Source organism: Halobacillus litoralis (assembly GCF_020171725.1).
In the GTDB taxonomy this organism is placed as follows: domain Bacteria; phylum Bacillota; class Bacilli; order Bacillales; family Halobacillaceae; genus Halobacillus; species Halobacillus litoralis_F.
Window position 1 is genome coordinate 220,414 of record NZ_JAIVAJ010000006.1, and the last position, 12,107, is coordinate 232,520.

Here is a 12,107-nt window from a genome sequence, read left to right on the forward strand (position 1 = left end):
GCTTGTTTTAGTTCGAAACCATAGAAGGTTCTGTATAGACGCCTCGCAGGTCCGCTTGGAGGACGAACAAGGTGTAGTCGGACAGTTGTTCTTTGACTGAATCGAGAACGGAGTCCTGGACACCGTCGAACAGGGCGACCATTGTAGGACCGGCGCCGCTTAAATAGAGGCCGAGCGCTCCTGCATCTTCGACCGTCTCGTGAACTTCGTCGAACCCGGGGATGAGCTGCTTCCGGTATGGCTGGTGCCATTGGTCGCGCATCATCATTTTACCGGCCAATGCCCAGTTCTGCTCTGCAAGGGCCGCGACCAGGACGTTAGCTTTTCCGCTTGCATGGACCGCGTCTTTATAAGGCAGTTCACTCGGTAGGAGCTGGCGTGCTTTCTCCGTTTCGAGATGATAATCCGGGACAACCGCAAGCCAAGTGAGCGACTCCAGTCCACTTGATAACCGCACATAATCCAATTCTTCTCCGTCATACGTGGAGATCATAATCCCACCATAAATCGCAGGGGCGACATTATCCGGATGACCTTCGATGTCGCAGGCAATCTTCAATTTTTCAAAAGAAGAAAGGTGTAAATCGAGTAGGTGGTTGGCAAGCTCGATGCCTCCGACGACGGCCGTGGATGAACTGCCAAGGCCGCGTGCGATCGGGACGTCGTTGTGCAGCGTGACCTTGCCAGCCGGCAAAGTATGGTGACCTTGGGACTGCGCCGTGTAGAGCGCCGATTTGTAAATCAGGTTCTCTTTTCCAGAAGGAATATACGCTTGGTCACGTTCTGGAACGATGAAGTGCCACTCGTCTGATGGTTCACAGTCGAGGGTGACGTATTTGTTTAAGGCGATTCCAATCGAGTCGAATCCCGGCCCTAAGTTCGCTGAGGTGGCCGGGATGTGGATACGGAACGGCTTCATGTAGTGACTCCGGATAACGCTGATTTGAACTCTTCGATGTCGTTCTCGATGACAGTCGGTTTCACGGGACTTGTATCGATCGCTGTGTTCGGGTCCTTCAATCCGTTACCTGTCAGGACGTGAACCACTTTCGCCCCTTGAGGAATTTCACCGCTTTTCACCTTCTTGATCATGCCGGCAATGGAAGCACAAGAAGCTGGTTCAGCGAAGACCCCTTCTTTTTGTGCGAGAAGCTGGTAGGCTTCCACAATTTCTTCGTCCGTTACTTCGTCGATCAGGCCGTTTGACTCTTCTTTCGCACGAACGGCTTTATCCCAGCTTGCTGGGTTTCCGATCCGAATGGCTGTGGCGAGCGTTTCCGGATCTTCGATGATTTGGTTGCGTACGATAGCGGCCGATCCGCTTGCTTCAAAGCCCATCATTTTCGGCAGGGCGAATCCGTTTTTCTCATGATACTCTTTAAATCCTTTCCAATAAGCCGTAATGTTACCGGCGTTTCCTACTGGGATGGAAAGGACATCCGGCGCTTCGCCAAGGGCGTCGCACACTTCGAAGGCTGCCGTCTTCTGTCCTTCAATTCTGTACGGGTTAACGGAGTTTACGAGTGTGATTGGTTCCTTTTCGGCAATATCACGAACCATCTGCAGGGCTTGGTCGAAGTTGCCTTTGATGGCAAAGATCTCAGCGCCGTACATGACGGCCTGTGCTAATTTCCCTTGAGCGATTTTGCCGTCTGGAATGACGACGATGCATCTGAGACCGGCGCGTGCGGCGAAGGCTGCGGCGGAAGCAGACGTATTCCCTGTTGAAGCACAAATAACCGCTTTCGAACCTTCTTCAATCGCTTTAGCCATGGCCATCACCATGCCCCGGTCTTTGAAAGAGCCTGTCGGGTTGGCTCCTTCTATTTTGACATAGCCCTCAATACCAAGCTCCTTGGAAAGAGTCGGAATCGGTAGGAGCGGTGTGTTTCCTTCATGAAGGGTCAGGGCCGGCGTTTTTTCAGTCACCGGAAGATACGCTTCATATCGGTGTAGTAGGCCTTGCCACATATTAATTTCCTCCTTCGACTCGATAAATGCAGTTGATCGCTTGGACGGATGGCAACTGCTCGAGGTCTTGTTTGGCTTTTTCAATATCTTCGTCGCTGACAAGATGGGTCATCAACATGAGTTCACGGGAATCGGGCTGTTCGGTCGACCGCTGAATCACTTGGTCGAATGATACGCCATACTCACTGAAGATGTGCGTAATGTCGTTCAGCACACCAGGCTCGTCGACGACCTGCAGGCGGATGTACTTCTTCGTCTGCTTTTCATTTTTCGCCTTAAGCTGATTCGGGAATTGCGGCTGGACGTTGGCCGTTCCTGTTGTTCCGAGACGGATGTTTTTGAGCACAGCAATTAAGTCGGAGACGACGGCTGTTGCGGTTGGCAGTTTACCAGCACCAGGACCGTAGAACATCGTTTCTCCAACGGCATCTCCGTAAACGTACACAGCATTGAATTCATCATTTACAGAAGACAACGGGTGATGGATTGGCAGAAGGGAAGGTTCGACGCTGACGGAAACGCCTGATTCGTCATGCTCCGCAACACCAATCAGTTTGACGCGGTAACCGAGTTCTTCTGCATATCGTATATCTTCTAGGGAAATGCCTCTGATTCCTTTTACTTCTACATCTTCTAATTGAAACGGCATGGAGAATCCGAGCGTTGCCAGGATGGACATTTTACGAGCGGCATCCAATCCATCAACATCCGCTGTCGGATCCGCTTCTGCGAATCCGAGATCCTGAGCTTCTTTTAAGACAGAATCGAAGTCTACGCCTTCCTGAGCCATTTTGGTCATGATATAGTTTGTCGTTCCGTTCACGATTCCCATCATTTTCGAAATGCGGTCAGAGGCTAAGCCGTCCATAATAGAGCGTATGATGGGAATACCTCCGGCAACACTTGCTTCATAATAAAGATCCGTCTGGTGTTTCCGGCTTGCTTCATATAATTCAGCACCGTGCTGGGCAATCAGATCCTTGTTTGCCGTTACGATGTGTTTTCCGTGCTCAATGGCTTCTAATAATATGGTTAACGTGTGATCGATACCACCCATAACTTCTACAACGACATCAATTTCAGGGTCGCGCGTAATATCCTCCGCACGGTCTGTCAGGGTTGTCTCAGAGCCATGGAGGTCTCTCGGCTTGGATAAGTCGCTTACGAGAGCTGACTTGATCGTGACCGCGCACCCTGTTTTGTGTTGAATCCGTTCCTGGTGGTCGCGAAGGATTTCAATGACCCCGCTCCCAACCGTACCTAATCCTAGTAGTCCCACTGTTATTGTTTGTTGCATCGTTCACACTCCTTGTCCACTTGATAGAAACATTTTTCTATATATAAAGGACATTGTAACGAAAAGATTCCATACTTACAAGGTAATGTCTGAATTAATTTTATATTAAAATTAGTTAGAAAAAATGAAAAGGTGGATTTTCCAATTTTTTTAAGAAAAATAACGATAAAACTCAAAGTTGTTATGAAGAAAGGTGTTTTTTGAATGTTATAAGTGATTAAAAGTGTAATAGGTAGCAAAAAATTACTACTTGACTATTTATTGGAATTCCAATTATTATAAAACTATACTAGTACTTTAGGAGGGGGTGAAACGATGCTGAAGGCACCTGTTGGTCCATTGTCTGGCCCACTGAAAGAATACGAGAAAGATATCGAGTCCATCATTACGGATTTAACGGTAGTTGGAAAAAAGGAAGAATTTCTTGAAATAGGGAGAGAAGGGGTCTACCAGGTGGAGGACATCATTCATTCAGATCTTCCGAAAAATGAAATGAAAACAAAAGTGTACAACCATATTCGACAAAAGATTATTGCTGCTATCTGCGGAGAAGAAGAGTAAAGACCATTTGGAAGGACGGCAGCCTCTTTAATCTGGCAAGTTGTCTATGGAACGCTGGCTTGAGATTTTGGACCCCTTATGACCCTAACACTCTGTATGAACATCACTACGTTTAGACTTCTATTAACCCCACATCTTATGTTCGAGTCGCCCTTCCAAATATTCTTACTTTTTTTGTGACTCTGGACATCCTAAAAATTTTCCACTACTATGGATGGTGTAAACGATTCCATGGAGGATGAAAGTGTATGACAACCATCAATGATATTGCAAAACTAGCCGAAGTATCTCGAACCACGGTTTCGAGAGCTCTGAATAATAGTGGATATGTCAGTGAAGACGCAAGAAAACGAATAATGAAAATCGTAGAAGAAACCGGATATATGCCGAGTCAGTCAGCTAAATCCCTTCGCACAAAGCGGTCGGGAGTCATTGGGATCATTCTTCCGCGCTTAAGTACCGAGACATCAACGCGTGTGGTGGCAGGCATTAATGAAGAGCTGGCTAAGGAAGGCTTCCAGATTCTATTGACGGATACGGAGCTTGATAAGCAGAAGGAGATTGACTACATTCGCTTGTTGAAGAGCCGGCATGTAGATGGAATTATTCTTTTAGCTACAAATGTGAACGAACAGCTGATCAAGGCCATCAAGGACGTAGAGATTCCTGTGCTTGCCATCGGTCAGGAGCTTCCAGGTGTCCCATCTTTGGTTTACGATGACTACCATGCGGCAGCGGATTTGACCAACATGATTATCCAGAAAGGGCATGAAAGAGTAGCTTTTATCGGTGTCACAAAAGAGGACCCGTCTGTTGGCGGATTACGAGAGCAGGCATACAGGGATAAGATGGAGCAGAGCGGACTTGAAGTGCAGGAAAGCTGGGTCGGGGAAGGAGACTTCAGCATTGAATCCGGTTATGAGCAAATGAAGTCGATTTTAAAACGAAGCAAAGGCAACGAGCCGACGGCATTATTTGCTGTAACAGACCGTATGGCAATCGGAGCGATGGAATATTTAAAAGAACAAGGTTATAGAATTCCAGAAGATATGGCTGTCGTAGGCATCGGTGCTTCTGCGATGTCCAAGTATGTGACACCGTCTCTTACAACGATTGACTATCATAATGCGGAAGCCGGAAAGAAAGCGGCCCACTTATTGATGAGAAAACTTAAAAATGAAAAAATCGAAGAAAAATTCGAGCTCACCTATAGACTCATTTCAAGAAATAGTGTATAGTCACATGTGAAAGCGTAATCATGTAATCGTTCACACATTGAATCATAAGAGGTAAATTTTTTGTTGCTATTCTTCTAGTATATTACTTTATTATTTTCAATGCGTGATTTTTTTATGCAATGTGTAATCGATTACATGTGAAACATAGAATTCGAAAGGAGAATGAAACAATGGCTGATAATTCAACTATTGCAAAACAGGTCATTGAAGCAGCTGGGGGCGTCGACAACATTTCTTCAGTAGCCCACTGTGCTACACGTCTTCGTATCATGCTTCATGACAAAGAGAAGGCAGATATTCCTGCAATCGAAGATATTGAAAAGGTAAAAGGAGCGTTCTACAACTCTGGACAGCTTCAAGTCATTTTCGGTACAGGTACAGTCAATAAAATGTACGAAGAAGTTATGAAACTTGATGTAGAAGGGTCTACTAAATCAGAAATGAAGGAGGAGACTAAGCAGCAAGGGAACGTCTTCCAACGCTGGATCCGTACCTTTGGTGACGTCTTTGTTCCAATCATCCCGGCACTTGTTGCAACGGGGCTGTTCATGGGTCTTCGAGGTCTTGTCACACAGCCTGAAATCTTGTCACTGTTTGGTTTAGGACCTGAGGACATTTCGGAAAACTTCCTTCTATTCACACAGGTCTTGACGGACACAGCCTTTATCTTCTTACCGGCACTCGTCGCCTGGTCAACCTTTAAGGTATTCGGAGGAAGTCCGATACTCGGTATAGTCCTTGGACTAATGCTCGTATCGCCATCTCTTCCAAATGCTTGGGCCGCAGCTGGCGGTGAAGTAGAACCAATCATGTTCCTTGGATTCATCCCGGTTATTGGTTATCAAGGTTCTGTACTACCAGCCTTTATTGCAGGTATTGTCGGGGCGAAGCTTGAAAAAGGATTACGCAAGCGGGTTCCGGAATCGCTGGATCTGATTTTGACTCCGTTCCTAGTTCTTTTAATCATGATCACGCTCGCACTATTCGTCATTGGACCAATTTTCCATATCGTTGAGAACGGCATCTTCTCTGCTACTCTATGGGTATTGGATCTACCGTTTGGACTGAGTGGTCTAATCGTAGGTGGACTACACCAAGTGATCGTAATCACAGGTGTTCACCACATCTTCAACCTGCTTGAGATTCAATTGCTTGAGCGTCTGAACGAAAACCCGTTCAACCCACTGATTACAGCAGCCATCGCCGCTCAGGGTGGTGCAGCGCTTGCTGTAGGTTTGAAAACAAAAGCGAAGAAAATGAAAGCATTGGCACTACCATCTGCTCTATCCGCTTTCCTAGGGATTACAGAGCCTGCGATCTTTGGTGTAAACCTTCGTTACGTTCGCCCGTTCGTTATGGGTCTGATCGGAGGAGCAGCTGGAGGATTCGCTGCAGCGCTTATGAACCTGACGGCATCGGGTATGGCGATCACCGTTATTCCTGGTCTATTGCTTTACCTTGACCCGATCACAGGGCTTCCGCTTTATATCATCGCAAACGTAATTGCGATTGGTGTGGCGTTCGGTCTGACATGGGCGTTTGGTTACAACGACAAAATGCTTGAAAGAAAATAATAGCTAGAAAAGAGGGCCACTTGTTGAAAGTGGTCCTTTTTAGGTTTTTGATTAAGGTTCTGTACTGAACCTGAGAGTACAGTGGGGTGGAAAATAATTCGCTTTCCGTGGCCCGACAGGACGTTGGGTCGTTCGACGTTGCCACACGACGTGGCGGTTTTAGTTCGAACATCCTTGATCCTTTTGCTCTCCTCACTCCCTGCGGTCACTCAGGGGTCTCACCTGACCTGTTTTCCCACAGGAGTCTCATCATTTTCCACCCCACTTTGCGATAACAGTGGATACAGAACCTTACTACAATAGAGTTCTAAACCATCATATGTGCAAACATTTAACATGGATTTTTTATCCAGCATATATCGATAATAGATTTCAACACTCAGAGAAGGGCATTTGGGGTGGCTTTCTTTTTTTGCCTCACAAAAAAGTTCTGGATGTACTGGAGTAATGAGTATGGGGATGACTTGGAAATGGTCGTGAGAACAATGGTCTCATCTGTTTTGAGGGAAATATCGACGGAAAATCGTCGGGATGGTTGTTGTCAGGGGGTTTTTGTAAGGAAGGAGTGGTGAAATGGTTGAGAGGGGAGTTCTCTCGACGATTTACTACATAAATAGAGTGAAAGATTATCGAATAAAAGGCTAATATGAAGGCTGAAATGTGATACAATTTATGTAAGAATACACCGTAGAAAGAAGGGGCGAGCTATGTATAAAGAACCGATGTTTTTGCAACCAGAATTGAAAGAAAGGCTGTGGGGCGGAACGAAACTGAAGGAGATTTTCGGCTATTCGATTCCATCTGACGAGACGGGTGAGGCGTGGTGCATTTCGGGTCACGCGAATGGTCCGAATGTCATTCAGAATGGTCCTTTGGAAGGCAGAACGTTGAGAGAGGCGTGGGATGAGCATCGCGCGTTGTTTGCGAATGAGCAGGGAGAAGAGTTTCCGCTCCTTGTGAAAATTCTCGACTCGAAGAAGGATCTTTCTGTCCAAGTCCACCCTGATGATACATATGCACGTGAAGTGGAGGATGAGAATTACGGGAAGACGGAGTGTTGGTACGTCATCGACTGTGAGCCGGGTGCTGAAATTATTTTTGGCCATCATGCCAAAAATAAACAGGAATTCGAGCGAATGGTGGAGAATGGAGAATGGGGGAACCTTTTACGCACGATTTCCGTGCAACCCGGGGACTTCTTCTACGTACCGAGCGGGACGATTCATGCCATCGGTGCTGGAATTCAAATTTTGGAGACCCAGCAGAGCTCGGACATTACGTATCGGGTGTACGATTATGATCGTGTCGGGAATGACGGGAAGAAGCGTGAGCTGCACTTAGAGAAATCGATTGAAGTGACGAATATCCCTCATGAAGACCCGGCAGTTGACCGCAAGCATACGCTGGAAGCAGGGCTTAAGAAAGAGACCTTAATCGAAGAGTCTTACTTCTCTGTTTACCACTGGACATTGGATGGTACGAGTAAGGAGCTGAATGCAGCGACGTATCAGTTGATGAGTGTGCTTGAAGGAGAAGGGACGCTTGAGACAGGTGGAGAAACGTACACCTTCCAAAAAGGCGACCATTTTATTATCCCGGCAACCATGGATTCATTTACCTTGAAGGGACAAGCGAAACTGACTGTCTCTCATTCAAATAAAGCCTAACTACAACGAACAGGAGTGATGTACATGTGGAAGAAGGAATTTGAAAGATGGAAAGCGTTTACGAGCTTAGATGGGAAGTTATCGGAAGAACTTCGTGAGATCGAGCAGGATGAACAGTCTTTAGAAGACGCTTTTTATAAAGACTTGGAATTCGGAACGGGAGGAATGCGCGGTAAGCTCGGACCCGGGACGAACCGCATGAACATCTACACGATTCGAAAAGCAGCAGAAGGGCTTGCGACGTATGTGAATGACCAAGGTCTTTCAAAGCGTGGAGTCGCGATTGCGTATGACTCCCGTTACATGTCGAAGGAGTTCGCCGTAGAGACGGCAAAAGTTCTCGGAGCACATGGCATTCCGTCTTACGTGTTCACATCACTGAGACCGACGCCGGAGCTGTCATTTGCGGTCCGTCACCTTCAGACAGCTGCAGGAGTCGTTGTGACAGCCAGCCACAACCCTCCGGAATACAACGGATTCAAGGCCTACAACGAAGATGGCGGGCAGTTACCACCTAAACAAGCGTCGTCCATGATCAATTTTGTTAACAAAGTGGAGGACGAGCTGAATGTAGAGGTCGCGGATCAAGAGGAGATTGAGAAGTCCGGCTTGTTGAACTGGATTGATGAAGAGATCGATCAGGCCTATTTGGAAAAATTGAAGACAGTGACGATTCAGCCTGAGATTGACAAGGATATTTCGCTCGTATTCACGCCACTGCACGGCACGGCGCGCGACCTTGTGGAGAAGGGATTGAAGCAGAGTGGCTTCTCTTCGGTTCATGTGGTCGAAGAGCAGGCTACGCCTGACCCGGAATTCTCAACAGTGGAATCACCGAACCCTGAGGAGCACCAGGCGTTTGCGGTGGCGATCGATCAAGGGAAAGCGATCGGCGCGGACTTGTTGCTGGCGACAGACCCTGACGCGGACCGTATGGGTGCTGCGGTGCCGAATGAAGACGGCGAGTATGTCGTGCTGACAGGAAACCAGACAGGTGCGTTAATGCTTGATTACATCCTCGAGCATACGCCGGACCTTCCTGACAACGGTCTGATGATCAAGACGATCGTGACGTCAGAATTCGGACGTGTCATTGCGGATGCTCACAATACGAAAACGCTGGACACGCTGACAGGCTTCAAATTCATTGGTGAAAAAATCCGTGAATATGAAGAAACCGGCGAGTACAGCTTCCTGTTCGGTTATGAAGAGAGCTACGGCTACTTAGTGAAGGACTTCGCCCGTGATAAAGACGCGGTACAGGCGGCTGTATTGATCGCGGAGGTCGGAGCTTATTGGAAGAACCAAGGCAAGACACTGCTTGATGCGCTGAACGGATTGTATGAGAAGCACGGATTCTTCCTTGAAGATCTTCTTTCTGTGAAGCTTGAAGGAAAATCGGGTGCGGATACGATTGATAAGATCATGGATGATTTCCGCGGAGCGGACATTACAGAAGTCGGCGGCAAAAAGGTGCTCGCTGTAGAGGATTACAGTGCAACGACCCGCCGCTATATTCAAGATGGACGTACGGAGGAAATCGATCTACCGACATCAAACGTGCTGAAGTTCATTCTTGAAGATGACTGCTGGTTCTGCCTGCGTCCGTCTGGTACAGAGCCGAAGATCAAGTTCTATTTTGGTGTGAAGACGGACTCGAAAAAAGCCAGTGAAGAATTGATTGAATCGTTGAAGACAACGGTCAATGAGCGTCTTCATGTATTGATTTAACCGAAAGACTCCAGCGTAATGCGCTGGAGTCTTTTTTCTTTTTCAATGAATGGAAGGGCATTTGAGTGATGAGCTTGATTTGTTTACTTTGCTTCAGCGGTTTAAAGGAACGAGCACTCATTCATGTTTTGGGGAATAGCATAAAGGGAAAAGCTGTAAACAAATTTATCCGCCCTCACATCCTTCATGGTGGGAATTCTGGAAAAACGGGCGCCCGTTTTTGAGAAAAAGGGCTTTCAATTCGTTACCAAATCAGCGATAATAGAATAAAATACTGAAAATTCAGATTTAATGAAAGGGTGGGCCATTTGCTGAATATAAAGATGTTAAAACCGTACTACGTTAAAGAAGATAAACGTTTTATTCGAGTGGTGCTAGCCTACCAGTACTTTTCATTATTTATTGATCAAGAGTTGTATCAATTCGTGCCGATGGAGTCGAGAGAAATTATCATTGACCGCAATCGAAAACGGGTTCATAACGTATTTGATATTTTCGTATTTCAACGAGGGAAGAAGATCGTGTATGTTTCTGTAGCTGACCTTTTGGCGCTGCCGGAATTCATTACACATTTGGATTCCATCGTGTCTCCTTACTACGATGATGATGAGCAACTAGAAGGGCAGGGGAATATGAACGAAGCGAACGAACTCATTCAAGAGCTTGAAAAGGAAAACCTCCGTCGATTGATTGACCGTGCCATTGATGAGGACGACCGTGAAGCGTTCGCACAGTTAACGAAGCTGTGGAATAAGCTCGATAGAGAACAGTCCTCACATTCTTAAAGAACAACGTTAAAAGCCTTGTGGTCATCACGAGGCTTTTTGTGATTCTGAAAATACACTCAGGTGAGACGATAGACCTGATGCTTTTACATTTGTTTCATAGATTCCTTCTTCATGCTTATTTTCTGTAAATATTAAGAAATTATTTTAATTGAAAGCCCTTCTCATGCTATACTTGTCGATAGAATGAAGCATCAAGGAGGAAGAGAATTTGAAACGTAACTTACTTATCATTATGCTGGGGCTGCTTGTCGCTGTGCTCGCGGCTTGTTCAGGTGACGAAGTGAAAGATGCCAGTAGTCTCGAAACTTCTGACCAGGAAGAAGTAAATAAGGAGAATGCGTCAAAGGATCAGGATACAGCAACGGAAGATAACGAAAATGAAGATCAAGATCAAGAGTCTGGTGACTCCTCTGCCTCAAACGGTGAAGGGACATCATCCTCTGAAAATAAAGGCTCCTCAGAAGGAAGCACAACCTCTGAAGGGGATGCTTCAACAGAAGGTAGTGACGGATCCGGTACAAGCGGAACGACGGCTTCTGCAGCAGAGGATAAGGGTGTGAACGGTACGCCTCGTTCAGAGGAAGAGAAGCAGCAGGCTTCTAAATACACGTTTACAGAAGTGAAAGGAAATGCAGTAAACGTCATCCAAGGTGTAGCTGCAGCAGAAATTAAGCTGGGCAACATCCCACAAGCTTCAGCTTCAGCAAATATTTATATGGTTGCGGATGGACAAACCATTGATTTAACGTATGATAAAGAGAGAGATGCTTTCCGAAACATTCAGATTAAAGGCATCGAAGTAGCGAAGCTTCAGCAGGCTGAAGTTTTCGTTAATTCATAATGTAGGAGGATTTCAGGAATGACAGCAGTAGTGAAAGACAAACAGCCCGTACTAAAAGACGTGGCAGGCGTAGCGAAAGCGTTGAAAATCGACGCATCACAAATCGGAGAGAAAGATCGTCATGATCTTGAACTTGTCATCGATACGGAAGAAGGCGAGAAGCGTTTTGCTTTTACGTACAACGAAAAGCAGGAAGACTACCGCATTCTTCAACTTCCTTTGTTGTTCTCAGATGAGGCGATTTTAGCAGGACGAATCGAACCGAAATCTGTTTCAGTTGAACATTAATTCGAATTTTTCACCCCTCTTGCTGCGGCAGGAGGGGTTTTTCTGTGGGGTTTTTTAGCCTCTCGCACAGCCTTTTATGGCTAAAACACATAAAGTCTGTTAAACAAGGTTACGTTTTGATAAAATATGGGAATGTATGATTAAGAGAATA

At 46.3% G+C, this 12,107-nt stretch carries 11 protein-coding genes; 8 read left to right on the plus strand and 3 right to left on the minus strand.

The window, feature by feature from the left end:
• Positions 1-7 precede the first annotated feature (7 nt).
• Genes thrB through LCM20_RS13110 form a run of 3 tightly spaced genes read right to left on the minus strand, consistent with a single transcriptional unit; the run spans position 8 to position 3,268 of the window.
• Entirely contained in the window at positions 8-919 is a 912-nt protein-coding gene (gene thrB, locus LCM20_RS13100; protein ID WP_225195926.1) for a homoserine kinase, read from the minus strand.
• The gene (gene thrC, locus LCM20_RS13105; protein ID WP_225195927.1) at positions 916-1,971 is read right to left on the minus strand and encodes a threonine synthase; all 1,056 of its coding nucleotides are present in this window, start codon (positions 1,969-1,971) and stop codon (positions 916-918) included. The genes thrB and thrC overlap by 4 nt, the downstream gene beginning before the upstream one ends.
• A 1-nt stretch (position 1,972) precedes the next feature.
• Positions 1,973-3,268, minus strand: a complete 1,296-nt coding sequence (locus LCM20_RS13110; protein WP_225195928.1) for a homoserine dehydrogenase — start codon at positions 3,266-3,268, stop codon at positions 1,973-1,975.
• 315 nt (positions 3,269-3,583) lie between these two features.
• Between LCM20_RS13110 and LCM20_RS13115 the strand changes: the two genes are divergently transcribed.
• The 8 genes from LCM20_RS13115 (at position 3,584) to LCM20_RS13150 (ending at position 11,956) form a co-directional block, all read left to right on the plus strand.
• Positions 3,584-3,829, plus strand: a complete 246-nt coding sequence (locus LCM20_RS13115) for a hypothetical protein (protein WP_225195929.1) — start codon at positions 3,584-3,586, stop codon at positions 3,827-3,829.
• 248 nt (positions 3,830-4,077) lie between these two features.
• Positions 4,078-5,067 (plus strand): LacI family DNA-binding transcriptional regulator, encoded by a 990-nt coding sequence (locus LCM20_RS13120; protein WP_225195930.1) that lies wholly within the window; start codon positions 4,078-4,080, stop codon positions 5,065-5,067.
• Positions 5,068-5,237: 170 nt separating this feature from the next.
• Positions 5,238-6,641, plus strand: coding sequence for a sucrose-specific PTS transporter subunit IIBC (locus tag LCM20_RS13125; RefSeq protein WP_225195931.1), 1,404 nt, complete (start codon positions 5,238-5,240; stop codon positions 6,639-6,641).
• 707 nt (positions 6,642-7,348) lie between these two features.
• Complete coding sequence (gene manA, locus LCM20_RS13130) at positions 7,349-8,308, plus strand: mannose-6-phosphate isomerase, class I (RefSeq protein WP_225195932.1); 960 nt, start codon at positions 7,349-7,351, stop codon at positions 8,306-8,308.
• Between the two features lie 24 nt (positions 8,309-8,332).
• Positions 8,333-10,039, plus strand: coding sequence for a phospho-sugar mutase (locus LCM20_RS13135; protein ID WP_225195933.1), 1,707 nt, complete (start codon positions 8,333-8,335; stop codon positions 10,037-10,039).
• Between the two features lie 323 nt (positions 10,040-10,362).
• Positions 10,363-10,824: an IDEAL domain-containing protein gene (locus LCM20_RS13140; protein WP_225195934.1), complete on the plus strand. Its 462-nt coding sequence runs from the start codon at positions 10,363-10,365 to the stop codon at positions 10,822-10,824.
• Between the two features lie 211 nt (positions 10,825-11,035).
• Positions 11,036-11,668 (plus strand): hypothetical protein, encoded by a 633-nt coding sequence (locus tag LCM20_RS13145; RefSeq protein WP_225195935.1) that lies wholly within the window; start codon positions 11,036-11,038, stop codon positions 11,666-11,668.
• 18 nt (positions 11,669-11,686) lie between these two features.
• A complete protein-coding gene (locus LCM20_RS13150) occupies positions 11,687-11,956 on the plus strand; it encodes a hypothetical protein (RefSeq protein ID WP_225195936.1) in 270 nt (89 codons plus the stop codon).
• Positions 11,957-12,107: the final 151 nt, after the last annotated feature.

What these genes read in the sequence shown, in the direction of transcription:
- thrB (WP_225195926.1), bottom strand. Translation starts at nt 919, where the DNA reads ATGAAGCCGTTCCGTATCCACATCCCGGCCACCTCAGCGAACTTAGGG.
- thrC (WP_225195927.1), bottom strand. Translation starts at nt 1,971, where the DNA reads ATGTGGCAAGGCCTACTACACCGATATGAAGCGTATCTTCCGGTGACT.
- LCM20_RS13110 (WP_225195928.1), bottom strand. Translation starts at nt 3,268, where the DNA reads ATGCAACAAACAATAACAGTGGGACTACTAGGATTAGGTACGGTTGGG.
- LCM20_RS13115 (WP_225195929.1), top strand. Translation starts at nt 3,584, where the DNA reads ATGCTGAAGGCACCTGTTGGTCCATTGTCTGGCCCACTGAAAGAATAC.
- LCM20_RS13120 (WP_225195930.1), top strand. Translation starts at nt 4,078, where the DNA reads ATGACAACCATCAATGATATTGCAAAACTAGCCGAAGTATCTCGAACC.
- LCM20_RS13125 (WP_225195931.1), top strand. Translation starts at nt 5,238, where the DNA reads ATGGCTGATAATTCAACTATTGCAAAACAGGTCATTGAAGCAGCTGGG.
- manA (WP_225195932.1), top strand. Translation starts at nt 7,349, where the DNA reads ATGTATAAAGAACCGATGTTTTTGCAACCAGAATTGAAAGAAAGGCTG.
- LCM20_RS13135 (WP_225195933.1), top strand. Translation starts at nt 8,333, where the DNA reads ATGTGGAAGAAGGAATTTGAAAGATGGAAAGCGTTTACGAGCTTAGAT.
- LCM20_RS13140 (WP_225195934.1), top strand. Translation starts at nt 10,363, where the DNA reads ATGTTAAAACCGTACTACGTTAAAGAAGATAAACGTTTTATTCGAGTG.
- LCM20_RS13150 (WP_225195936.1), top strand. Translation starts at nt 11,687, where the DNA reads ATGACAGCAGTAGTGAAAGACAAACAGCCCGTACTAAAAGACGTGGCA.